Consider the following 22,920-nt stretch of genomic DNA (forward strand, 5'->3'; position numbering starts at 1 on the left):
GAACTGACCGCTCGGCTTCGTCGTCATCGCAAGATCCCCGTTTCAAAAACAGGGAATCACATCCACACAATTTTGCAACAGGCCCGCAAGGGGGGAGATCGGATGTCATTTCTGCTTTCGCCAATCGCCAACGATGCAGGAAGAGCGCCGCAGCTGAAGCTGCAAATCTCCCCCCTTGCGGGGGAGATGTCCGGCAGGACAGAGGGGGGTGTGAAGGAACGCCAACCATCACTATTGGCTGGACTAACCCATCCCAAGGGTCTTTTCTAGGCGTCCCCCCGCCCGGAGAACCGCCATGCCGCTCACCCGCAGAACACTGATCGCCGCCAGTCTTTGCATCACCTTCGCCCTGGCGCCGTTGACGAGCGCCTTTGCCGCTTCCCCGCAACCGGCCAAGGGCGAGCACGGCATGGTGGTGACGGCCCAGCATCTGGCGTCCGAAGTCGGCATCGAGGTCTTGAAGAAGGGCGGCAATGCTGTCGATGCGGCGGTTGCCGTCGGCTATGCGCTCGCGGTCGTCTACCCCAATGCCGGCAATATCGGCGGCGGCGGCTTCATGACCATCCGCTTCAAGGACGGCAGATCGACCTTCCTCGATTTCCGCGAGCGGGCGCCGCTGGCGGCGACAAAAACCATGTATCTCGACAAGGACGGCAACCCGGTGAAGGGGGCCAGTCTCGACGGCTATCTTGCGGTCGGCGTGCCGGGTTCGGTGGCCGGTCTGGAGATGGCCCGCCAAAAATACGGCAAACTGTCCCGGCAGGATCTGATGGCGCCGGCAATCGGCTATGCCAAGGACGGCTTCATCCTCAACCAGGGCGACGCCGCCTCGTTTGCCGGCAGTGCCGACAGGCTGGCGAAGGACCCCGCGGCCGCCGCCATATTCCTGAAACCCGACGGCAAGCCCTATGGCATCGGCGAGCGGCTGGTCCAGCCCGACCTCGCGGCGTCGCTCGCCGCCATTTCCGAAAAGGGTACGGATGCCTTTTACAAAGGCGCCATCGCCGATGCCATCGTCAAGGCGAGCGGCGCCAAGGGCGGCATTCTCGCCAAACCGGATTTCAAGCAATATGCGGTGCGCGAACTCAAGCCCGTGACCTGCACCTATCGCGGCTACGAGATCACCTCCTCGCCGCCGCCCAGCTCCGGCGGCGTCATCATCTGCGAAATCCTCAACGTTCTGGAGGGCTATCCCTTGTCCTACCTTGGTGCCGGTTCGGCCGAGACGGTCCATGTCATGGTCGAGGCGATGCGCTACGCCTATGTCGACCGCAATTCCGCGCTCGGCGATCCCGATTTCGTCGACAATCCGGTCTCGAAATTGCTCGATAAGGCCTATGCCAAAGATATCCGCGACAAGATCGACCCGTTCCGGGCCGGCGTGTCGCAGGATCTGATGCCGAAGGGCTTTGGCGAGAGCAAGGAGACGACGCATTATTCGATCATCGACGATGAAGGCAATGCGGTCGCGGTCACCTACACGCTGAACGGGTCCTTCGGCGCCGGCGTCGTTGCCGACGGCACCGGCATCCTGCTCAACAACGAGATGGACGATTTCACCCAGAAGCCCGGCGTGCCCAACCTCTATGGCCTGGTCCAGGGCGAGGCCAACGCCATCCAGCCGAAGAAGACGCCGCTGTCGTCGATGAGCCCGACCGTGGTCGCCAAGGACGGCAAGCCGTTCATGGTCATCGGCAGCCCGGGTGGCTCGCGCATCATCACCATCACGCTGGAAGCGATCGTCAATGTCATCGACCACGGCATGAACATCCAGGAGGCGATCGACGCGCCTCGCATCCACCATCAATGGCTGCCCGACAAGGTTTATGTCGAGCCGTTCGGCCTGTCGCCGGACACAGAAAAGCTGCTGGCCGGCATGGGATATCACCTCGATCTCGCTGACCAGACCTGGGGGCAGGCGGCCGGCATCCTGGTCGGCGGCAAGAGCCTGGCGGAAATCGAGAAGGGCGGCGGCGCGCGCTACAACGGCGCCATCGACAGCCGCGCGGCCTCTGGCGAGGCGCTCGGATACTGATAGCTCGGAGGAAAAGCTTGGTGCAGCGTGGCGATTCGGGTTGATCGCCCGCTGCTCAAGTGGATCGGCTCACACCGATTTGATCGTCACAAGACCAGCGTGAGGGTGGACGCAACCAGCATCAAGGCGGCAATGCCGACGAACAGCGCATAGATACGCGGCCGGTCGAGCAGCAGCGCGTTTCCGGATATCCAGGCGGACGTGGCGCCGCCAAGCGCGAAGAGGAAGCCGTTGCGGTGCCCGAAGACCATCGATGCGGCCATCAGCCCGCCAATGATCAGCGCACCGAACACGATGATCACGGCAACGGCATATCTCTCGAAATCATTGCCGCTACCCATGCTCGGGCCGATTGCGTTCAACGTCGGCAGGTCGTCCGGATCGAAGGGGTTCGTCGACCCGTATTCGTCTTGACCGGCAGGCTCTCGCATCATTCGTTCTCCGTATAGCGGCAACAAATCATCAAGCCTTGCCGAGTGCAACCCGATCGCGCTGCCTTGATGCGTTCGACCGGTCCTTGACGTCTTCAGGCGGCGGCTTGCTGCCGGCTTTTTTGGTTCGTTCCTTGGCCGTCTTTGGTCTCTCAGGCAATCCAGGAAACGGCTGCCCAAAGGCGACCGTGGCTTCGTCTATCATGGAATGCCTTCGTGGAGGAAAAATGATGCGAGCGCGGATTGGGCTTCGCGGGCGGTGATTTTTTGGTCGGCCACGTCGCACAGCGCTGTTGTACGGGCGAATCGCCTTGCGGCCAAGCGGCGGCTGCGCCTGGCATGCGGTTGCGTAAAGTTGACTTGTCAGGCCATCAAAATGTTGACTATTGAACTCATGTTCATAGTCAACCGGGCAGTGGTCACTGGAGACCGTATCCCGAAAAGCAGGGCACGCCGCATTGCAGAGAGACCGAGAGCCCAGAGCCGCGTCCGATCACTTGCGCAGCCGAATGACCCGGCGCCAGGCGCTCGGGCTTTTCACGCTGCCGTTCGCCGGCATGGGGTTCTCCACGGCTGAAGCCCGTCCGTTGCGCATAGTCTGCCTGGATGACGGGTTGACCGAGACCTTGCTCATGCTCGGCGTCAGCCCGGTCGCCATTGCCGATCGGGAGGTCTGGGAGAAATGGGTGGTCGAGCCGCGGCTGCCGCCTGACATCGCCGATGTCGGCACGCTGCTCGAGCCCAATCTTGAATTCCTGCAGCAGCTCAAGCCCGACATCATCCTGTCCATGCCGTATCTCGACGGCATCAAGCCGCTGCTCGAACGCGTGGCTCCGGTGACGACGATCGGTCTCTACACCGAAGCCGGGCAGCCCTATCAGCGCGCCGTCGAGGCGACGCGCCAGCTCGCCGGGCTTGTCGGCAAGGAAAGCGAAGGCGAAGCGCTGATCGCGGCGACAGACGCGTATTTTACGGAGATTTGCCGGCAACTGGCGCCGCTGTCGGCACGGCCGATCTATGTCGTCAGCTTCCTGGACCCCCGCAATGTGCGCGTCTACGGCGCAAAGAGCCTGTTTCAGGAGGTGTTCGACCGCATCGGGCTCAGCAACGCGTGGACGGCGGAGACCAATTACTGGGGGTTTTCGACCGTCGGTATCGACGGGCTGGCAACATCCAGCGATGCGCGCCTCGCCTATCTCGAACCCTTGCCTGAGGGCGCCGGCGGCACGCTGACCGAAAGTCCGGTCTGGAACGCCATGCCCTTCGTGCGCAACCGCTCGATCATGCGCCTTCCTGCCGTCCTGATGTTTGGCGCGCTTCCATCCGCGCGCCGTTTTGCTCGGGTCCTGGCGTCGGCGATGACCGCGGAGGCCGCCCATGGCTGAGGATGCCGCGGCCGTCACTCAAGAAGGAAAGCTTGCGCCGTCGGGCCGCGCCTTGCCATGGGGCTCTCTTGGCAATCAGCCGGTAGGCGCGATCCTGCTTTGCGCGGTGCTGCTCGCGGCGGCGATCGCGGCAACCGTCTCAAACCTCACCGTGCAGCTGCCATCGGCGCTCTGGCTCCAATCGCTCGCCGCCCCGGACATTGATGATATGCGGCAGGTGCTCGTCCACTACGCCTTCCTGCCCAGGCTTGCCGTCAGCCTTTTATGCGGTGCGGCGCTCGGGCTTGCCGGAACCGTCCTGCAGCAGGTTCTGCGCAACCCGCTCGCCTCGCCCGAAACGGTCGGTGTCTCGGCCGGCGCCTATCTGGCGCTGGCACTAGCAACGCTTCTGTCACCGTCGCTGCTTGCCTTTGGCCGCGAATGGGTGGCGCTGGGCGGCGCATTCGTTGCCCTTGCCGCCGTCATCGCTCTGTCCTGGCACAAAGGCCTGTCACCGCTTTCGGTCGTGCTGGCGGGGCTTGTTGTCAGTCTCTATGCCGGCGCTATCGGCGCTGCCCTCATTGTGCTGCGGCATGAATGGTTGGCCGGCCTGTTCATCTGGGGCGCCGGTTCGCTGGGCCAGCAGGACTGGTCGACGACACTGTGGCTGTTGCCACGCATCGGCGGCGCGGCACTGGCGATCTTCCTCATGGTGCGGCCGCTGGCCCTGCTTGGTCTCGACGATGAAGGCGCGCGCAGCCTCGGCGTGCCGCTCGGCGCCTATCGCTTCGCAGGACTGGCGGCCGCGGTCGCCCTGATCGCGTTTGTCGTTGCCGCTGTCGGCGTCATCGGTTTCGTCGGCCTGGCCGCGGCGACGCTCGCGCGCATCGGCGGTGCCCGGCGGCTGGGCCAACAACTGGTGATGGCGCCGCTGATCGGCGGGGCGCTGTTGTGGACAGCCGACCAGGCCGTACAGATCGCCACTGGACCGCAAGGCGACCTGCTGCCGACCGGAGCGATCACAGCACTTCTCGGCGCGCCTCTGCTTCTCTGGCTGCTGCCGCGCCTTGCTCTTGGCTCGGAAGTCCCGACCTTGATGGCCGCGCGCCTGCCGCGCGCAAGCCGGCCCGGCCTTATACTGACGGCGATCGGCCTGGCCCTGCTTTTGCTGCTCGGGCTGGCCCTGCTCTATGGACCGGGTCCGCATGGCTGGACCTTCGCCTTCGGCGACGAGCTGCAGCCTTTGCTGTCGTGGCGGTGGCCTCGTGTGCTTGCCGCGCTGAGCGCCGGGGCGATGCTGGCGCTCGCCGGGCTGATGATGCAGCGGCTGACCGGCAATCCGATGGCCAGCCCGGAAGTGCTTGGCATCAGCGCCGGTGCCGCCCTTGGCATGATGGTGGCGCTGTTTGCGCTCTCCGATGCCGGACGCCCGGTTCAGACGGCGGCGGCAACCATCGGCGCCTTCGCCGCTTTGCTGGTGACGCTGGCGATCGGCCGCCGTGCCGCCTATGCGCCGGAGCGGCTGCTGCTCGCAGGCGTTGCCCTGACGGCCTTGTTCGACGCGCTGATCCTGGTGCTCACCGCCACCGGCGATCCGCGTGCCATGCTGCTGCTCAACTGGCTGACCGGCTCGACCTATGGCGTTGATGTCGGTGACGCCTTGCTGACCGGTGGTATCGCCGTCTGCCTCTTCGCGCTCGCGCCTTTCTTCATGCGCTGGCTCGACATCCTGCCGCTTGGCCCCGCCGCTGTGCAGGGCCTTGGCATTGACCTGAAGAGGACGCGGCTTTTCGTGCTTCTGGTGGTCGCGGCACTCACCGCAGCCTCGACGCTGATCGTCGGTCCGCTGACCTTCATCGGCCTGATGGCGCCGCACCTTGCCCGTCGCCTTGGCCTGTCCCGTGCGCTGCCGCAGGCCATTGGCGCGGTGCTCGCCGGCGCGCTGATCATGGTCGCCGCCGACTGGGTGGGCCGCACCGCCATCTTCCCGCGCCAGATCCCGGCCGGTCTCGTCGCCACGCTCATCGGCGGCCCGGTGCTGATGTGGCTGCTGCGCCGCCGCTGACTTTTTTGTCCCTCTGGAGATATCCATGTCCAAGTCGATGGCGGCGCCAGCCTTGATTGCCGACACCACGATCCACGACTTCGTCCCGGCGCAGGGCGGCGCCCCCTGGCGGATATTCCTGCATGTGCCGTCCGGGCCGGTGCCAGAAGCCGGCTGGCCGGTCCTCTACATGACCGACGGCAATGCCGTCATCGGCACGGCGGTCGACGCCATGCGCGCGCAGGCCTTCTATCCAACGGGCACCAATGTCGGCTGGGGCGTCATCGTCGCCATTGGCTATCCCGTCGAGGGCGGCTACGACCCGTTGCGCCGCTCATGGGACCTCGGCCCGCCGCCGGGCAAGACCTATCCGCCCTTCTACGAGGGCACGCCCGAAGTCCGGACGGGTGGGGCAGCGGAATTCCTTGCCTTCATCGAAGACGAGCTGAAGCCATGGGTCGCCGGTCGGGTCACGGTCGACACAAGCCGCCAGGCGCTTTATGGCCATTCTTCGGTGGTCTGTTTGCGCTCTATGCCTTGTTCACGCGGCCTTCTGCCTTCCAGACCTGGATCGCGGCGAGCCCCGCCCTCTATTGGGAAGAGCGTGCCATCGACCGCTTTCTCGAAACCTTCGAGGCCGCCGTTCCCGCTGGTTTGGCGGCGACCATGATCCTGTCGGCCGGCGAGTACGAGACCGAGAAGCTGGCACCGTTCCAGATTGGCGCCGAGGACGAGGAAAAGCGCCTGCGGCAGAAGAAGGTGACACGCACCGACGAATTCGCGCGGGCAATGGCGCAGCGGCTTGATGCTCTCCCGGGCGTGCGCGCGCGCTTCGAGCTGCACGCCGGCGAGAACCACATGTCGATCCTGCCGGTCACGGTCAATCGCGCGGTTCAGGCAGCGTTTGCGGTCAGGGCTTGCGACTAACGGCCTTCACCTCTCAACGCTGCGATGGCTTGTTCCCGTTGTGCGGCTGCGTCCGCGTCCATAGCGCCAAAACGCAGGGCACAGCGGAATTTTTCCCCGGGTACGACGCGAACCAGGCGGCCTCTTTCCTTGGCCGCAAGATAGCCGTCTGGTTCGGCGGTGGCCGGCAGCACGAGGCCAAGTGCGTCCTGGTCGGCGCCGCGCGTGATCCAGCGGACGGCATAATTGAGCTCGTCGGGGCGAAAGCTGACGAAATCCGCCGTACGGTCCGGATGGACCTGCAAGGCGTGCGCCCAGCCCTGGAGGTCCGCCTTAGCCCTCATCGTCAGCACGAGTTCTGGGTCGATCGGCTCGCCCTTGGTCAGCAGGCGATGCCGCGAAGGATCGGCGACAACGGCATCGCGGTAAGCAAGGTAGCTTTCGCTCGGTGTGAAAAAGGGCGGCAGCGTCTGGCGCACGACAATGTCCGCGGAATCATCCGCTACGGTGTCGACCAGGCGCCCGCCGTCGGCCGGCTTGAAATTGATGTGCGCCAGGTACATCAACTCCATGGCCGAGCGTTTCAGGTTCTCGATCACGATGTCGACTGCGACGCTGCTGGCATCGAGTTGCAGCCGTACGGTCGGCTCCATCACATAGTCATGGCTGAAAGCGACGGTCTGTCGGCAGCGCCCCGTCAGCGCCATGAAGGGTCCTTCGGAATTGCTGCCGGCGATCAGTTGCACGTCCTGATAAGGCGCATTGGGCAGATCGCCGTGAAGCGGGTGACGGTCATCCGAGCCCGGATTTCCCATTGCGGTAGCGCCGCAGTGAATGAAGAACGCGCCGTAGTTGGAAAGATAGTCCCGGGTCGCGACCGGCTCATTGAACATCGAGCGCATGGTCAGGGAGCGGCCGAGGAAGGTCACGTCCCAGATCTGCTGTCCTTGGAACGGCAGCATGACGATTTCGCCCTTCGCGTTGCTGATCCGAAGCCCGGCAACGCCGGATCGATAGCGAAAGGCGGTGGCGACAAGCCCGCGATAGCGCGCGACGATGGTTTCCGACGGGCCGAACTGCTCGGGCACGAGGTCGACGAAGACGTGATCGGAGTGGTCCAGATGCATTGTTTCGACCTCTATCTTCCGCAAGTGTGCGTGCCGATAGTCGCAGGAAACATCTGGAAATCAACGGCAGCACGCCTCACAGCTTCTGCCAGGACGGCTGGTGGAAAAGTCTCTTCGCACCCTCCTGGGAGAGCGCTCGAAACTGCAAGCTTGCCAGGCAATATCCCGCGATTGCCTATCCGCGAGCCGGCGGCAGCTCGAACAAAGTGGCGCCATTCTCCCGGCCGCGCTCGACATAGCCGATAACGCCAAACCATCTTGCGACATCCGGCCCCTGCAGCCAGCTGCGCGAGTGGATGGCGAGGTTGCCGGCGAGCGCCTGGATGTGCCGGATATGCCGCTTGCAGAAGCGAACGGTCGCCGCACGGAAGAAATCCTCCCGTGCGGCGAACAGCGTGTCGGCGGCGTCGCTGTTCTCGTGCCAGGCGATAATCGCCACGGCCTTGTCGCCCTCGACAAGCGCGTGCGCGCGGCCCTCCTTCAAATTCATCATCAGATTGTCGTAGGCGATCTTGCTGTCCTTGCCGGCCGCCACGTATTCGTCCGACATCCGCTTGGACAGACCGCGAAAGACATCCTCCAGATCCCCAAGCGTTGCTGCGCGTGCTCTCATTTCACCTCCTGCAGCCCCGGCAGGCAGTTTGCCCCAGGGTTGACGGGTGGCCAAGCAAATTAAATCCGCATGCAGGCAGAAGAGCGCAAACTTGTTTCGGCCAATGATGCTTGCGGTGACCGGTTGGCCAGCTTTTATGGCCACCCTGCTGGCCGTCACCAAGCGGCAGATATTTTGGCTGCGACTCCCGGTGAGCCGACGCCTTGCACACAGCGCCCACGCGGCCAGATTAGCGGCCGGCCGGGGGATGCAGCCTTGTGTCGAGAGCAAAAGTTTCCTGGAGCTTCAGCGCATAGGTATCTGTCGCTACGCTTGCCACGAAGATCAAGTTCCAGCTATGTGAAGAGACCGCACTCGGTATCGCCACCACGCGATGGCCCATCAGAAGGTCATCCCCGAATGCCTGCTGACCCGCGCTTGGTATGCCGGGGCGCAGCCAGTTCGGATTGGGCACGCTTGCAGGATCGACGACATGTATAGCCGATGCATCGCTGATGACAGCGGCTGTTAACGTGTGAGGAACTGTGTCGAGGGCGCGAAAACCCTTATGTACGGCGACTTCGAGGATAGCCGTGGCGGGATCGATCGAGCAGTACACAGCTCTTACGCCCTTGCTGTTCCAGCGGCCGCCCACCCGATAGGCACCTTCGCCACTATTCCATGTCGCGGCATGGACGGCCTGGTCAAGCCGCCACGCGATGAGTTCCGTTCCTCCGAGCGCTATTGGCAGAGGCGTCATGCATAGACGCCGTATTCAAGCCGTTCGAGATAGTCTTCGACCAGTTCCACGCCGGCGGGAGTGCCCAGAAGATCGATCGGACGGCGCTGGTCGAGACCGATCGCCGGGCGCTCCAACCATTGCTCAGCTTCCGCCTGCGTACCGAGGACATCCGTCGCCTTCGCCAGGATCTCTGCGAATTTCCAAGTCCGTCCGCTTTGCTCTTGGCTAAGAGGCTTGGATGGAGCGTCTTTGCGGCGCTGCCAGGTTCGCAGGCTCATACCAACCGCCTTTTCGAGGGACGCCGTCTTGTCAATGAAGACCAGTTGTCCGACGAGATGGTTTAGCGCCGAGGCCGGCAGGCCACTTAGAAGCAATTCATGCGCATCAAGTGCGCTGGTCAATCGACGCGACAATATACGAGACCCGCCGAGCAGTGCCTCCACTCGTTGGAGACCGCCGTCTCTCGCTTCCGTAACGACCTTATCCGCCGTAGCCGTCATGTGCGCCTCCTGCGTCAACTGTCGCGTAAAATATGACAGTTGACGGTGGCGATTTCAAGTGGGCAGCGGGCGCTGCTTGAACCCAGTCCGGAAGATATGACCGAGTGCGCGGCGTCGGTAGCCAGATGATTAGAATTAAGGCCGGAAAGGCGGTCGTATCTGACGTAGTGGGCAGGGTCTTGACGGCGCGCAAGACGGCTAAGCGTCCAACGATTAAGTCATTTATATTGTTTGGAAAATGGTGCCCAGAGGCGGAATCCAAGTGAGGAAAGTATGCCAGTACTTTCAGGATGTTACTACCCACGTAGCCTGCGAACAACCAACATAAATACCAACAATATATTTCTGTGGATTACTATCATTCCTCGTGGAATGCCCGACTGATTTGGTCCGACAGCGGCTTCACAAAATAGGAAAGCGCCGTACGCTCGCCCGTCTGGACCATCGCTTCGGCCGGCATGCCGGGCACGAGCGTCAGGTCCTTGAGCTTCGTCAGTTCCGCATGCGGAACCGATAGACGCACCAGGTAATACGAAATGCCGTTTTTTTCGTCCGTCGCCAGATCGGCTGCGATCCGGCTGACATATCCGTTCAATTCCGGCGTGGTTCTCAGATTGAAGGCTGACATCCGCAGCACGGCCTTGTGACCAAGCTGGATTTGGTCGATGTCCTTCGGGGTGATCCGTACTTCCAGCGCAAGATCGTCGCCTTCCGGCACGATTAGCATGATCGGATCGGCGGGCGTAATCACTCCGCCGAGCGTATGAACTGCGAGTTGTTGAATGGTGCCTGACTGCGGCGCGACGATATCGATCCGTCGCAGTTCCTGTTCAGCCGCCACCTTGCGCTCACCATACTCCCCGATCTGCGCCTGAACCTCTCTGAGCTCCTGGCCGACTTCGGTCTTGAAATCCTGATCGATCTGCGGGATCTGCAGGCGCGTTTCGGCTATGCGGGCTGCTGTCTGTGCCTGATGTGCGATCTTCTCACCGCGTTCGCCACCGAAAGTGGCAACCTGGATCTTCAGGCTGTTCAACCGTTGGTCCGAGACAATGCCTTGGTCGCGCAGCCCACTCAGAACAGCAATTTCCTTAAGGAGAACCTCGATCCTTTTTTCACAGGCAATTTCCTGCGCCTCGAATCCTTCGATCTCGTGGTGATATTGAGTAATGTGTTCCGCCAGTTGCGCCTGCTTTCCGTCGCGGGATTGTCTGCGGAATTCGAACAGCAGCGTCTCGCTATGTATTGCCGAAGCTACGTCCGGAACATCTCTTCGGACGAGCAGCCAGTCCGGGAAGGCGATCTCCGCGAGATCGTCACGTTCAGCATCGAGTCTTGCCTGGTAGGCGGCGAGCTCATCGAGCCGCTTGGTGACTATGGCGAGATTGGCGCGCGTCTGGGTGGCATCGAGCCGCATGAGGATGTCGCCGGCTTTCACTTTATCGCCTTCGCGCACCAGGATTTCTCCCACCACCCCGCCGGTCGGGTGCTGCACCTTCTTGACATAGGAATCGACGACAAAGTGTCCGGACGCGACAACCGCACCGGAGAGATTCGTGAAGGCCGCCCAGGCTCCGGCTCCTCCCACAAAGATTACGCTCGCCAGAAGGCCCGCCACCAGGTGGCGGCGAATGGAGCTGGAAACGTCATTGTTCTGATGAATGCCGGACACCGGGATCCTCCATGTCAGCGCGCTCTCCCACATGATCCTGTGTAGATTCGATGGCCTTGACGCCAGCGCCTCGTGCCATCGCTGTCCCCTTCAGGACTTTGGAAAGTGCTTCATCACGCGCACCGAATGCTCGCTGCCGTCCACCTTCCATCACCAACACCAAATCCACGGCGCGGATGGCGCTCGGCCGATGGGCGACGACAACCGCAATGCCCTTGCGCTCGCGCACGGAGGCGATCGCCTTAACGACCGCAGCCTCGCCTTCCGCATCGAGATTGGCATTGGGTTCATCCAGCACAACAAGGAAAGGGTCTCGATAAAGAGCACGGGCAAGACCGATACGCTGGCGCTGCCCGGCGGAAAGTGCCGATCCGGCCTCACCGATCGGAGTTTCGTAGCCGTGCTCAAATCGGAGGATCAGTTCGTGCGTGCCCGCTGCTTTCGCCGCGGCGACAATAGCCTCAGGGTCAGGATTATCTTCAAAACGAGCAATGTTTTCGGCAATGGTGCCGTCGAACAGTTCAACACCTTGCGGCAGATAGCCGATATGACGGCCTAGTGCTTCCCGGTCCCATTGATCGAGGCTTGCGCTGTCGATGCGAACCTTTCCGGCGACCGGCGCCCATGCGCCGACGATGGCGCGCGAGAGTGTCGACTTGCCCGAGCCCGATGCACCGATGATCCCGAGTGCGCTTCCCGCCTGAATGGCAAACGCAAGGCCGGTCACGGTCGGCTTCCTTTCGCCGGGCGGAACGATTGTCACGCCTTCGAGGCGCAGTTCGCGTTCAGGTGCAGGCATTGGCATAACAGGAGCGGATTCAGGAACCTTTTCCAAGAGGTCCTCCAGCCGCGCCCAACCCTGGCGCGCCATGAGGAAAGGTTTCCAGCTTGAAATGGCCAGATCGACCGGAGCCAGCGCACGCCCCATCATGATCGAACTGGCAATCATAACCCCGGCCGTAGCCTCCTGTCTGATGACAAGGTACGCGCCGACGGCAAGAATGGCCGATTGCAGCAGCACGCGCAGCGATTTTGAAATGGCACCCAGCCCACCTGCCACGTCCCCAGCTTTCCGGTTGGCGGCCAGATACTTGGCATTGGCCTTTTGCCATCGGGCAGCGATCCGCTTTCCAAGGCCGAGAGCTCGCACGACCTCGGCATTGCAACGCGCTGCTTGCAGCAGACCATTGCGTGCCATGTTGTGGGCAACGGTATCGCTTATCGGCCGTTGCGAGAGAGTGTTGGCAAGGAGTGTCAGAGATGTGAGGCCGACCGCCCCGATAAGTGCCGTCATGCCGATCCAGAAATGAAGGAGGAAGCAAATGCCAAGATAAAACAGCATCCATGGCAGATCGAAGAACGCTGTCGGACCGTTTCCACCCAAGAAGCCGCGAACATTGTCGAGATCGCGAAGCGGCTGCAAGCCGTCGCCCGGCATGCGCGTTGAAAGCGGAAGGCGAACGATCGCATCGTGAACGCGTCCGGAAAACTCTCCATCGAAACGCTCGCCAATCCGCAGCAGCACGCGGGCGCGCAAAATGTCGAGCAGGCATTGGAACGCATAAAGCCCCGCAGCAAGCACGACGAGCCCCACCAGCGTCGATACGCTGCCACTTGCCAGAACGCGGTCATAGACCTGAAGCATGAACAGCGGCGAGATCAGCGCAAGCACGTTGACCGCGCCGCTGATCAACACAACGCCCCAAATAGCGGAACTCAGAGGGAAAGGTCTCAAAGCTGAATCCTTCAAGGAATGGCTTCTCACGTAAGTTCCGGAGGCTGGCGACTCAGCCCCATATTGCTCCCCGACCGGCGACCGACTGCATCCGCTCGCTGGTTCAGGATCAGTGCTCCCGCCGAATATGTTTGGTCCCGGCATTTAATGGAGCGGGTCAACAAACCGTCCGGCTGAAGGTTTGGAAGGGCAACGTCATCGTGGCCGGCCGCAAGGGCCCGGACAGGCTTCCGCCTCCACACTTTCAGGAGATTTCGGTGCACGACCAGCGCGACGCGCAGGGCTTCGTCAAGCTATCCACGCTGCAACTGCTCCCGGGCGCCCCTCGGCCGCCCCGGCCCATGGCAAGTAGCGGAAACGGGAAAGCGCCCGCCCAGGGGGGCGGGGCGCGGTTCCGTATCGGTTTTCTGGATCAAACGAAGGTGAAGTCCGACGCGGTCAGGCCTAGGTCGGCCACGGTGACCACACCGCCCAGGTGGGCGAACTCGTGCGCGCTGCCGTCGGCGGTGACATAGGCCAGAGTTGCGACTCTGTCGGTGTAGCTGCTTTGGTAGACAATGATGTCGCCGGCGTGCTCGCCGGAGATCGCACGCGCTGCCTCATTAGCAGAGTTGAAAGATTCGCCAGTGATTACCACGACATGTTCGCCGTTCGCACCCGAGGCCGCGCCACTGTAGAAGCTGCTCACCGGGTAGCCGGACTGTATACTGGCGTTGTTGACGAAGTTCGCGCCAAAACCGTCGTTGTAGAGGCCCACCGCATCGAAGGCGAACTTGTCCTCCGCCGGGTTGAAATCGGTGATAGTGGTAATGTCCGGCTTCGACCCGACACTCGGATCGACCCCAGGCACCGGATTGTGGAACTGGAACACGAACGTGTCATTGTCGGTGCCCCCGGTCAACGTATCCTGGCCGTCACCCACGTAGAGGACATCCTGGCCGGGACCGCCGCTGAGCCTGTCATTGTCCTCACCGGAGATGCGCGCGTTGAAGCGGCCGTTGTCGCCGGAGAGATCGTCCCAGCCATCTCCGCCGAAGATGCGGTCGTTACCCTCGCCGCCAAGGGCTCGGTCACTGCCCGGGCCAGCCGAGATCTCGTCGTTGCCGCCACGACCGTCAATCCAGTCACCGCCCTGGAAACCCTCCATCCAATCTTCACCCTTGGTGCCGAGGAGTGTTTCGGCATCCGGGCTACCCTCGATAATGTTTGCCATCGAAAAAATACTCCTGATGATGCACCCTGCCTGACGCGTTCATATTGCTCATCGGGTAATTAGAGAAATCGATTGCTTGGATAGACACACATTTACGAAATGGATGCATTCACGTTCACTTCGCCCTTCCGCTGAGCAGTAGCGGGCTCGCAGGCGGCGGGGACGCGCCCAGACGATCGACCCGAACATTCACACTCAAGCGGACGAGTAAAACTTGGTAACCGGCCGCCCTGGTTGGGCCCAAACCTCTCCCTGTTTGCTCGACGCCGGCATACCCGCACCGTAAGCGCTGGACGTGGACAAGTTCCGGTGGCGGCGGGTACGGCGCGGCTCAGCGATGAATGGGGGGGGCCGGAGACGGTTCCTTCCCCGACACGCATGCTGCTACCGCGCAACAAGGGGAGGGCAATTTGCCGCCAATGGTCTCGTGATAGCACCTTTCGCCGACAGGCTGTCGAAGTTGACCGAAGCCGAGCTGAAACGACAACTGACGGGTCCTCACAGCTGCGTTACGCATTCGCTCACCGTCAAGCCGGCCTCGGAAGAACAGGCATAGGGCTGTGTTGCCGAGTATCTCGCCAGCACTGCCCATTGCGAGCAATGGAACATTAGGGAGCGCGTTCGCGCGAGCCGAGAGTTCAAGGATCTCGGAACGACAGCTTCCGCACGTCGGCCGCACGGGCTCTACGCGACGCGGCCTACGCCAAGCTAACAGAATTGCTTTCATTACTCGTGGAATGCCCGACTGATTTGGTCCGACAGCGGCTTCACAAAATAGGAAAGCGCCGTACGCTCGCCCGTCTGGACCATCGCTTCGGCCGGCATGCCGGGCACGAGCGTTAGGTCCTTGAGCTTCGTCAGTTCCGCATGCGGAACCGATAGACGCACTAGGTAATACGAAATGCCGTTTTTTTCGTCCGTCGCCAGATCAGCTGCGATCCGGCTGACATATCCGTTCAATTCCGGCGTGGTTCTCAGATTGAAGGCTGACATCCGCAGCACGGCCTTGTGACCAAGCTGGATTTGGTCGATGTCCTTCGGGGTGATCCGTACTTCCAGCGCAAGATCGTCGCCTTCCGGCACGATTAGCATGATCGGATCGGCGGGCGTAATCACTCGAGCGTATGAACTGCGAGTTGTTGAATGGTGCCTCACTGCGGCGCCACGATATCGATCCGTCGCAGTTCCTGTTCAGCCGCCACCTTGCGCTCACCATACTCCCCGACCTGCGCCTCGCTGGACGAGGACAAGTTCCGCTGGCCGCGGGTGGAGAACGGCGTGATCCGGCTTGCCGCGCCCAACTGATGGCGCTCGTCGAAGGCATGGACTGGCGCGCTTAAGCCGAACGGAGACGGCGTCCGACGTCGGCCGGATAGGCCGTGGCGACGTGACTCAGGCGCAAAAGGCGGGCCTCTGGCCGTGCAAAATAAGCTTTTGTCGGCGTCATGAAGAGAAGCGCTTTGGCCCGTCTCCACGAAATCGTTCCGCTCAAGGCGATATTCGTCCCCATGGCGGCGGAGAAGGCCGAACTGCAACAACTCCGGAGCGAACACTCAAGGCCGAGATCGTCCGGATGGCGACACTCAACGAGCGTGCCCAGGAGAGGCTCGCCGACCTTCAGGGATCGTCAAGCAGCTGGAGCGCGGCGCTTCGGTCGCAGCTCCGAGAAGCTCGAACGTGCCCAGGAGGCCTTCGCCTTCGAATCCAGACCGGGCTCGGCGCGATTGAGTCCGAACTCGAGGCCGCAAGGCCGCAAGGCCGCAAGACCGACAGGCGAGCCGCGACGTGCTGCGCGACCGCGCAAGGCGTTCCCGGTGCATCTGGAGCGGGTCGAGATCGTCATCCGGCTCGACCCATGGGGGAAGAAGCGCTCCCGCAGCCAATCGTCCAGTCCGTCAAACGCCGTCGGCCGCACGGGCTTGCGAAACGGAACAGTCCCGCCCTCGCTTAGATGCCGATGCACGGTGTTGCGCGCGCACCGAATTCCTTCGCCCGTCGGTTCCCCGCCAACCTCATGCCGCCGCAGCATCGCTGCCACCTCTTCAGGCTGAAGGATCTGCTCTCCCTGCATCGTTCTCGACAATGCAGGAATCGCCCAATCCCAATCGCCATCCATGCCTCCTCTTATAACCGAGGGGTCAGTTTCTCAATTCGGCCGACAACTGAGACGTCCGGTGCTCTTAGGCAGGGCAATCATACGAGATGCCTCCTGCAACATCATTTCCCGCATCCATAGGCTTGCCGGATCATTATTGTGAAGCGCAGGCCATTGGATGGCCTCCGTGAATGCGGCAGGAAGTGGCGGCGGAAGTTCGACAATCCGCAAGGGTGTTAATTTCGCGAAATGCTGCGCCAGCCGCAACGGCATGGTCCCGATGCGGCTGGTGCCTGATAGAAGGGGCGGGATCATGCTAAAGGCGTGTACGACGACCTCGATACGTCTCTCGAAACCGTTCTCGAGCAAATACCATTCCTCGATGGAGGGCTGCCGGGTGTCCCCGAATTTAAGCACAACCTGCCCCATCGACAAGTATCGGTCGAATGTAAGTGGCTCTGACAGCTGCTTGTTCGTGCCGCAGCCTACGCATACGAGCATATCTTCGAACAGGGCTGCGCGAGGATGTTTCGACATGAACACTTCCGGCATAATCAGAAAATCAACGTCGCCGCGCCGGAGAAGCTCCTCGGGGTCGTCGGAAATAGGCAGACATTCGAAGCGGACGGCGGGAGCTTCCCGCGCAGCACGCTTTACGATCTTCTTAAAAAATACGAGTGTGAGGTAATCGGAAAGGATGATGCGGAAACGACGATCCGATCCGACCGGGTTAAAGGGGTCCCAGGAAATAATCGACAGCTGGATGTGCAGCAATGCCTCCCGGACTGCTGTGGCGAGCCCCTCCGCGCGCGGTGTCAAAATGAGTTCGCGGCCGTTCATCGTAAATAGCTCATCGCTGAAATAGGCGCGTAACCGACCGACGGCGGCGCTCATGGCCGGCTGACTCAGGTTAATACTGCGGGCTGCGGCGGTGACTTTACGCTCCCTGATCAAAGCGTCCAGCACAACGAGGAGATTTAGATCGAGTCCCTTAAAACGCATGCATTGACCTATCCGACCCGTGGATGGGTATCGCCCAAACAATCAATTTCACGAATGGTGAGAGCGTCAACGCATCAGCCGACGACGAAACAGAGCAACCGATAGGAAGAACGGCAAAACCGTGTATATGCAAAGCGCGCCGATATGCAGGCCCATGCTGCCGGCCGGACGGCCAAGCATCGCCGGACGAATGAGGTCAATTGCATGTGCGAGGGGCAACAAGGAGGCGACGTCCTGAAAAGCGCCGGGCAATTGGTTGACCGGAAACATCGCGCCGCAAAGGAAGAGCATGGGTGTTATAACAAGGGTATTATAAAATATGAAATATTCATAACTGGGCGCAAGCGCCGTGACGACCATCGCTAGACTCGCGAAGGCGAGGCCACTGAGAGCGATGACTGGCAGCAAGCAGAGGATGGATGGCCACGATGCGTAGCCTAGCGTGGTCGCAACAATAGTGATTGCTGTGCCCGCCATCAGGGCCTTGGTGGCTGCCCAGGCCAATTCGCCGAGTAAGATATCGCCGAGCGTCAGCTGAGTGCATAGCATTCCTTCCCAGGTGCGCTGGTCGCCCATGCGGCCGAAACTCCCGTAAACCGTTTCAGCGGTCGCCGATGCCATCGCGCTTGTGGCAACCATGCCAGCCGCGAGAAACGCAATGTACGAAGTGCCCTCAACAGGACCTATCATTGTTCCGATTCCAAAGCCGAGACCGAACAGATAGATCATCGGATCGGCGAGGTTGCCGAGCACCGATGCAAGCCCGATTTTCTTCCATCCAAGATAGTTGCGGCGCCAAACCGCGACCCAATTCCACGCATTGGCGGGCATGCCCGCCGCATAACGTTCGCCCATTGTTCAGTCCTCCATCTCGCGCCCGGTTAGCCGCAAAAACACATCCTCGAGATTGGGGGGACGCTGCAGAAGGCGTAGACCCGCGCGCCCGCGTAGCTGCGCCAGCACCTGCTCCGGATCGGGTGCATAGCAAAAAAGCGTCTCACCGCTCACCTCGATGCGCTGTGCGTACGGCCGGATCAGCGCACCCAGTTCATGCGGATTGCCGCCGTAGACCTCGACCACGTCACAGCCGATCTGCTCGTCAATGAGTGCGGACGGGCGGCCTTCGGCGATCTTGCGCCCCTCCTCCATAACGCACAGCCGATCGCACAGCCGCTCGGCCTCTTCCATGAAATGGGTAGTCAAAAGAATAGTCTTGCCCCGCGCCAGCAGCGATCGCAGCCGTTCCCAGATCAGGTGGCGGGCCTGCGGATCGAGGCCGGTGGTCGGCTCGTCCATCACCAGCAAGTGCGGGTCATTGATCAGCGCACGCGCGAGCGTCAGGCGCCGCTTCATGCCGCCGGACAGTTCGGCGACGCGCGCATCCGCTTTGTTCTCGAGGCGGGCGAACTCAAGCAGCGATGGTATGACCGCATCGATCTGGCGTCTGCTCATCCGGAAGTAGCGCCCGAACACCAACAGGTTCTCGCGTACAGTGAACGCGGTATCAAGATTGTCGAACTGCGGGACCACGCCGATGCGCATACGTGCCAAACGCGCGCGCGCCGGCACTGGAACGCCGAGCACAGTAATCTTCCCCGCATCGGGCGATGTCATGCCGAGGACCATACGCGCAATCGTGCTTTTGCCCGCGCCGTTCGGTCCCAAGAGCCCGAAGCATTCCCCCGCCGCAACGCGGAACGACAGTCTGTCGACAACGAGCTTGTCATAAGTTTTGCTTACGTCAGTAAGATCGATCGCTACCATGGACATGGGTTCATTTTACCGAGAGGGACGCCAAGACTGGCGGTTGCTTGGTTGCCTGCCGGACCTGAAACTGTGACTCGTCTTCGCCATCCCAGCCGTCGATAACGAACTGATCGACGTCACAAGGATTTAGCCCCTGTTCCGGTAAAGCGGCGACAATTGCGTAGAGATTATCGATGGCTTGGTAACGCGGATCGTTGTGCCGCTTTTCCTGGTCAACGCAGAAGACGAGCCGTCCATCCTCGACCAGGGCGATCGCCCCATCATGGGTCAGCTTGATACCAAAGATGCGCATAGTGTCTCCAGGTTAACGGCGATAGATTCGATCATCAGGAAGCGGAAAGCGGGTTTCGGAAACGGACGAGCAAGCAGTCTTCGTTGACCGACTCGCCCCGACACTCAAGACGCTCTACCTCGATCAACGTTTCGTTCAGCATGGCGATGACCGGCTCAGCACCAGCGGCGTGACCCCAGCGACGGCAATTAGCATCCCTTGCCGATCCGAAGATCAGATGCCCGCCAGGCGCAAGCACCCGCACCAGGTTTTTGACGGCCGCGCGCATCTCGGCTATGTCTTCGAGATAGTAGAGGACCTCCGCCACAACGATCAGGTCAAACAACTCGTCGGTCGAAAACTGTTGAACATCGGAGACTATCCAGTTGATGCGCGACGGCTCGTTTATCCGTTGACGTGCTCGAGCAATCGCTTGCGCCACGACATCGATGACGGTGAGCCCTTGGCAGTAGGGGGCTAGTTTTTCCGTGAATGCGCCGGCAGCGCACCCGACTTCGAGGGCATTTGAAATGGAGCCTTGGGCAAGCGCCAGCTGGAGCATTTGCGTGTGGCGCTTCCGCTCGAACGGATTGCCGTCGAGAAGCCACGGATCGTCTGCGGCCAATTCCCGATCAAGCAACTGATGATTCACGTTCGGGGTCAAACTCGTGCACCTCTCGTCCACTAGGTAATTAGCGATCACTCGTCGCCGCAAATGTTGCCCGACAGCACTAATTCCGAAGAATCCCGCGCAAGATTGAGCCTGCGAAGCGGAGCCGCATGCGGCGAGAATTCTGCCCTGCTGGAACCAGTGATCGGAGTTTGGGTGGGGGCCTGTTTTCCCCCAGTGTTCGATGTAGCGACAGCAGAGCCTCGCGACAGCCAATCGCTATTGCTCAATGTACACAGCGCGTAGGCTTTCAACGGAAGCAAGAGAAAGATGTTGATGAACGTGTGCAGCGAAAAGCCCAGAAATCGAAACTGTCGGGCACGAACTGCTACCACGCTGCATCGGAGCATGGTCATGGACACAATCATCAGTCCTGTCCACCAAGGCACAGAGCCTGTCAGTGCGAAATGTGCGAGGCCCGTTAATACCGATACGGCGAGGAGTAGCGCGCCGAGATTCTGTCCGACCACGTCCAACGTGAGATAGCTATTTAGGCTGGGCAGCAAGCGCAGCCCAAGCAGCGTGTCCCGGAATGTGCTTCGTGCCCAACGGAGTTGTTGGCGCAGATACGGTCCGAGTCTGTTCGGGACGACTGTGGCCGCGATGGCGCTCGGAACGTACTCGGTTCGAAAGCCTGCTTTCAGCATCAGGATAGTAAGATGGCGATCCTCACCGAAGTCGCTTGGCTTGCCCCGAAAAAACTGCGACTCGTACTGGTCCAGTAATAAAAGGAGCGCAGACCGGCGGTACATGGCACATGGGCCGCAACAGCACATAACGGCACCGAAGCGAGCCTGCGCCGCGCGCTCCTCGTTGCAAGCCAGCCAGTACTCCATGTCTATCAGCCTAGTCAGCCAGCTCTCGGTCCGGTTACTGGCCGTCAACTGACCCATGACTGCGCCGACCGCTGAATCTCGCATTTTCGGTACAAGCTTGGCAATGACGTCGGACGCGAGTAACGTGTCTGAATCAACGTTAAGCACCAGATCCCCTGATGAGCGGCGTATCGCGGCGATCTGCGCCTTGCGCTTTCCAACATTCTCGGGAAGCAAAATGATGTCGAACCTGGGGTCGCGCGCGTAGGCTTCGTGGACAGTTCCTAAGGCTTCGCGATTTCCAGAACCGTCATCAACCACATAGACCCGAAGTCTTCCGGCGTATTCTTGGTCGGCAATGGAAGCCAGGCACTCTGAAAGCGTGCGCGGATCCTCGTTGAAGCAGGGGACGATGACATCCACGCTGGGCAGTTGATCGGAGCCGACGAGAACCTCCAACGCCGATGAGTCGTTTGTCGGCAGAGCATAAATCCCCTGCATGCTCTTATAAGCAGTTGAGAGCAGCGCATAAAGCGATATGGCCACAGTGCTGGTTGTACCAAGAAGAGTCATGGGATCTCGTTTGTTCAGTGATGTTGAGGAAGTGAGCGGATTACAAATCCGCGCTCACGCAATGCTGGAATCAGCCGGGACAGCGCCGTGACCGTCTGGTCGCGCAGACCGGCGTGAGCGCCCTGGCTTAACTCGCCGGGAGGGCATCCGTCGTGCAAGAGTACGATTGCGCCCGGCCGGACAGAGGCGAGCACTTTATCGATAATCGCGTCGACCCCAGGGCGAGACCAATCTCGAGGGTCGACGGACCAATGGAGGGCCGCCAGCCCGGCGATCTGTGAGGCTGTGAAGACTTCTTCGCTCCAGGCGCCGTAGGGCGCGCGAACATAGCGCACCGAGGCCTGCGGGCACGCTCTCATGATGGCGTCGTTCGCTTCAAAGACCTCACGTTGCACTTCGCCGAAACCGCATTGGTACAGATCCGGATGAGACATCGTGTGGTTGCCTACCTCGTGCCCTTCTGCGACCATCCGTTGGATTAGATCTGGGTGCTCTAAGGCGTAGGCGCCGATGACGAAGAAAGTCGCCGGCACCCGCTGCTCTGCCAGCACATCGAGAATCTCCGGTGTGAAAAGTGGATTGGGACCGTCGTCAAACGTCAGATAAACGCTGCGACGGCCGGTGCCGTCAGAGCACTCACGGCGCACTTCGTACAAGCAATCGGGACGGCTCATAGCTCTGGTCCGTTCCGATCTATCATCGTGCCCGTGGGCCATTCGCTGATCGGCCGTCCAACCGGCAGAACAATGGTGAGTGCGTCATCGATGCGTGTGGGCGGCAGGTCGAGGCGGGCCTCTGGTCGGGTCGAGCGCACGCGAATTCCCGACAAAACGGCCAAAGGCCTGTATCGCCGCCCGAACCTCTCAACATGATTCCGCAGCGCGTCCCGGACCGTTCCGAAAGCGAATGGAACGCCAAGCTCCTGCAGTATTGGAAGCATGACATGGATTGAATGGGCGATTCCGAGACCCTCAAGGTCCGGGCGTACCCCGTACAGGCCCAGCTCAGCCACCAACAGGTCGACCGCGTCAACCTTGATGAAACGGCGCAGTATGCCCATGTGAGCCGCTACACCACTTGAATCATAGGCGATCACGCGGAGTTCAGGCCTGGCTCCGGCCCAGCTTCGACTACCTTCGAACGGTTCTGCGTTGGACGCCCCAGTCGGCCCGTACGTATCACGAAAGAACTCGGCGAGCTCAACGTGATCGGAGAGCTGCAATTCGTTTTCCCAGCACAACTTCCACTGCACCTGGTGGCGCATTCAGGACCTCTCTTCATATTAGTTTTTGCGGCCGCATTACCCGACCAAAGCGGCGCTGTTGGCTGCATTCAGCCGTTGTCGTTGGCGAAGGTGAGCCAGACG

18 protein-coding genes and 6 pseudogenes are annotated in these 22,920 nt (G+C 61.2%); 6 read left to right on the top strand and 18 right to left on the bottom strand.

Annotated features, from left to right (window positions below; all coding sequences use genetic code 11):
* Together NKJ04_RS13730 and ggt are read left to right on the top strand one after the other, a co-directional pair.
* Positions 1-270 (top strand): annotated as a pseudogene (locus NKJ04_RS13730) (hypothetical protein); the annotation flags it as partial.
* A gap of 25 nt (positions 271-295) precedes the next feature.
* On the top strand, positions 296-2,035 hold the full coding sequence (gene ggt, locus NKJ04_RS13735; RefSeq protein WP_352675640.1) for a gamma-glutamyltransferase: 1,740 nt from the start codon (positions 296-298) through the stop codon (positions 2,033-2,035).
* A gap of 86 nt (positions 2,036-2,121) precedes the next feature.
* Here the strand turns inward: ggt and NKJ04_RS13740 are convergent, their stop codons facing one another.
* Entirely contained in the window at positions 2,122-2,469 is a 348-nt protein-coding gene (locus NKJ04_RS13740) for a hypothetical protein (protein ID WP_032808338.1), read from the bottom strand.
* A 506-nt stretch (positions 2,470-2,975) separates the two neighbouring features.
* Here NKJ04_RS13740 and NKJ04_RS13745 point away from each other — a divergent pair.
* The 3 genes and pseudogenes from NKJ04_RS13745 (at position 2,976) to NKJ04_RS13755 (ending at position 6,801) form a co-directional block, all read left to right on the top strand.
* Positions 2,976-3,851: an ABC transporter substrate-binding protein gene (locus tag NKJ04_RS13745; protein WP_352675643.1), complete on the top strand. Its 876-nt coding sequence runs from the start codon at positions 2,976-2,978 to the stop codon at positions 3,849-3,851.
* Positions 3,844-5,895 (top strand): Fe(3+)-hydroxamate ABC transporter permease FhuB, encoded by a 2,052-nt coding sequence (gene fhuB / locus NKJ04_RS13750; RefSeq protein ID WP_352675646.1) that lies wholly within the window; start codon positions 3,844-3,846, stop codon positions 5,893-5,895. The genes NKJ04_RS13745 and fhuB overlap by 8 nt, the downstream gene beginning before the upstream one ends.
* 25 nt (positions 5,896-5,920) lie before the next feature.
* Positions 5,921-6,801 (top strand): annotated as a pseudogene (locus NKJ04_RS13755) (alpha/beta hydrolase).
* Here NKJ04_RS13755 and NKJ04_RS13760 read toward each other — a convergent pair.
* The 8 genes and pseudogenes from NKJ04_RS13760 to NKJ04_RS13795 all read right to left on the bottom strand — a co-directional run.
* Complete coding sequence (locus tag NKJ04_RS13760; RefSeq protein WP_352675648.1) at positions 6,798-7,907, bottom strand: DUF4432 family protein; 1,110 nt, start codon at positions 7,905-7,907, stop codon at positions 6,798-6,800. The pseudogene NKJ04_RS13755 and the gene NKJ04_RS13760 overlap by 4 nt on opposite strands.
* Positions 7,908-8,082: 175 nt before the next feature.
* Entirely contained in the window at positions 8,083-8,520 is a 438-nt protein-coding gene (locus tag NKJ04_RS13765) for a hypothetical protein (protein WP_023813918.1), read from the bottom strand.
* Between the two features lie 229 nt (positions 8,521-8,749).
* A complete protein-coding gene (locus NKJ04_RS13770) occupies positions 8,750-9,259 on the bottom strand; it encodes an RES family NAD+ phosphorylase (protein WP_352441449.1) in 510 nt (169 codons plus the stop codon).
* Positions 9,256-9,741 (bottom strand): type II RES/Xre toxin-antitoxin system antitoxin, encoded by a 486-nt coding sequence (parS, locus tag NKJ04_RS13775; protein ID WP_352554104.1) that lies wholly within the window; start codon positions 9,739-9,741, stop codon positions 9,256-9,258. Before parS ends, NKJ04_RS13770 begins: the two co-directional genes overlap by 4 nt.
* Positions 9,742-10,099: 358 nt before the next feature.
* Positions 10,100-11,413 (bottom strand): HlyD family type I secretion periplasmic adaptor subunit, encoded by a 1,314-nt coding sequence (locus NKJ04_RS13780; RefSeq protein WP_352675652.1) that lies wholly within the window; start codon positions 11,411-11,413, stop codon positions 10,100-10,102.
* The gene (locus NKJ04_RS13785; RefSeq protein WP_352675655.1) at positions 11,388-13,163 is read right to left on the bottom strand and encodes a type I secretion system permease/ATPase; all 1,776 of its coding nucleotides are present in this window, start codon (positions 13,161-13,163) and stop codon (positions 11,388-11,390) included. The genes NKJ04_RS13780 and NKJ04_RS13785 overlap by 26 nt, the downstream gene beginning before the upstream one ends.
* A gap of 397 nt (positions 13,164-13,560) precedes the next feature.
* Positions 13,561-14,361, bottom strand: coding sequence for a calcium-binding protein (locus NKJ04_RS13790; protein ID WP_031213793.1), 801 nt, complete (start codon positions 14,359-14,361; stop codon positions 13,561-13,563).
* 726 nt (positions 14,362-15,087) lie between these two features.
* Positions 15,088-15,596 (bottom strand): annotated as a pseudogene (locus NKJ04_RS13795) (beta-barrel domain-containing protein); the annotation flags it as partial.
* A gap of 273 nt (positions 15,597-15,869) precedes the next feature.
* On the opposite strand from NKJ04_RS13795, the pseudogene NKJ04_RS13800 reads away from it, so the two are divergent.
* A pseudogene (locus NKJ04_RS13800) lies at positions 15,870-16,187 on the top strand (hypothetical protein); the annotation flags it as partial.
* 29 nt (positions 16,188-16,216) lie between these two features.
* Here the strand turns inward: NKJ04_RS13800 and NKJ04_RS13805 are convergent.
* From NKJ04_RS13805 to NKJ04_RS13845, 9 genes and pseudogenes are all read right to left on the bottom strand, one after another.
* Positions 16,217-16,477, bottom strand: a pseudogene (locus tag NKJ04_RS13805) (hypothetical protein); the annotation flags it as partial.
* A gap of 30 nt (positions 16,478-16,507) precedes the next feature.
* Positions 16,508-17,458, bottom strand: coding sequence for a LysR family transcriptional regulator (locus NKJ04_RS13810; RefSeq protein WP_352675657.1), 951 nt, complete (start codon positions 17,456-17,458; stop codon positions 16,508-16,510).
* A gap of 66 nt (positions 17,459-17,524) precedes the next feature.
* Entirely contained in the window at positions 17,525-18,313 is a 789-nt protein-coding gene (locus NKJ04_RS13815; protein ID WP_023736275.1) for an ABC transporter permease, read from the bottom strand.
* Between the two features lie 3 nt (positions 18,314-18,316).
* Positions 18,317-19,228 carry a nodulation factor ABC transporter ATP-binding protein NodI gene (gene nodI / locus NKJ04_RS13820; protein WP_023736276.1) on the bottom strand — a complete coding sequence of 304 codons (912 nt, stop codon included), beginning with the start codon at positions 19,226-19,228 and terminating at the stop codon, positions 18,317-18,319.
* Positions 19,229-19,271: 43 nt separating this feature from the next.
* Positions 19,272-19,517: pseudogene (locus NKJ04_RS13825) on the bottom strand (carbamoyltransferase N-terminal domain-containing protein); the annotation flags it as partial.
* A gap of 34 nt (positions 19,518-19,551) precedes the next feature.
* Complete coding sequence (nodS, locus tag NKJ04_RS13830) at positions 19,552-20,160, bottom strand: nodulation methyltransferase NodS (protein WP_352675660.1); 609 nt, start codon at positions 20,158-20,160, stop codon at positions 19,552-19,554.
* Positions 20,161-20,195: 35 nt separating this feature from the next.
* Positions 20,196-21,554: a chitooligosaccharide synthase NodC gene (gene nodC, locus NKJ04_RS13835; protein WP_352675662.1), complete on the bottom strand. Its 1,359-nt coding sequence runs from the start codon at positions 21,552-21,554 to the stop codon at positions 20,196-20,198.
* 14 nt (positions 21,555-21,568) lie between these two features.
* Positions 21,569-22,228, bottom strand: a complete 660-nt coding sequence (gene nodB, locus NKJ04_RS13840; RefSeq protein ID WP_023760354.1) for a chitooligosaccharide deacetylase NodB — start codon at positions 22,226-22,228, stop codon at positions 21,569-21,571.
* Positions 22,225-22,818, bottom strand: a complete 594-nt coding sequence (locus NKJ04_RS13845) for a NodA family N-acyltransferase (protein WP_023736281.1) — start codon at positions 22,816-22,818, stop codon at positions 22,225-22,227. Before NKJ04_RS13845 ends, nodB begins: the two co-directional genes overlap by 4 nt.
* Positions 22,819-22,920 lie beyond the last annotated feature (102 nt).

Origin of the sequence: Mesorhizobium sp. M0618, assembly GCF_040320765.1 — a bacterium.
Lineage (GTDB): Bacteria > Pseudomonadota > Alphaproteobacteria > Rhizobiales > Rhizobiaceae > Mesorhizobium.

What these genes read in the sequence shown, in the direction of transcription:
- ggt (WP_352675640.1), top strand. Translation starts at nt 296, where the DNA reads ATGCCGCTCACCCGCAGAACACTGATCGCCGCCAGTCTTTGCATCACC.
- NKJ04_RS13740 (WP_032808338.1), bottom strand. Translation starts at nt 2,469, where the DNA reads ATGATGCGAGAGCCTGCCGGTCAAGACGAATACGGGTCGACGAACCCC.
- NKJ04_RS13745 (WP_352675643.1), top strand. Translation starts at nt 2,976, where the DNA reads ATGACCCGGCGCCAGGCGCTCGGGCTTTTCACGCTGCCGTTCGCCGGC.
- fhuB (WP_352675646.1), top strand. Translation starts at nt 3,844, where the DNA reads ATGGCTGAGGATGCCGCGGCCGTCACTCAAGAAGGAAAGCTTGCGCCG.
- NKJ04_RS13760 (WP_352675648.1), bottom strand. Translation starts at nt 7,907, where the DNA reads ATGCATCTGGACCACTCCGATCACGTCTTCGTCGACCTCGTGCCCGAG.
- NKJ04_RS13765 (WP_023813918.1), bottom strand. Translation starts at nt 8,520, where the DNA reads ATGAGAGCACGCGCAGCAACGCTTGGGGATCTGGAGGATGTCTTTCGC.
- NKJ04_RS13770 (WP_352441449.1), bottom strand. Translation starts at nt 9,259, where the DNA reads ATGACGCCTCTGCCAATAGCGCTCGGAGGAACGGAACTCATCGCGTGG.
- parS (WP_352554104.1), bottom strand. Translation starts at nt 9,741, where the DNA reads ATGACGGCTACGGCGGATAAGGTCGTTACGGAAGCGAGAGACGGCGGT.
- NKJ04_RS13790 (WP_031213793.1), bottom strand. Translation starts at nt 14,361, where the DNA reads ATGGCAAACATTATCGAGGGTAGCCCGGATGCCGAAACACTCCTCGGC.
- NKJ04_RS13810 (WP_352675657.1), bottom strand. Translation starts at nt 17,458, where the DNA reads ATGCGTTTTAAGGGACTCGATCTAAATCTCCTCGTTGTGCTGGACGCT.
- NKJ04_RS13815 (WP_023736275.1), bottom strand. Translation starts at nt 18,313, where the DNA reads ATGGGCGAACGTTATGCGGCGGGCATGCCCGCCAATGCGTGGAATTGG.
- nodI (WP_023736276.1), bottom strand. Translation starts at nt 19,228, where the DNA reads ATGTCCATGGTAGCGATCGATCTTACTGACGTAAGCAAAACTTATGAC.
- nodC (WP_352675662.1), bottom strand. Translation starts at nt 21,554, where the DNA reads ATGACTCTTCTTGGTACAACCAGCACTGTGGCCATATCGCTTTATGCG.
- nodB (WP_023760354.1), bottom strand. Translation starts at nt 22,228, where the DNA reads ATGAGCCGTCCCGATTGCTTGTACGAAGTGCGCCGTGAGTGCTCTGAC.
- NKJ04_RS13845 (WP_023736281.1), bottom strand. Translation starts at nt 22,818, where the DNA reads ATGCGCCACCAGGTGCAGTGGAAGTTGTGCTGGGAAAACGAATTGCAG.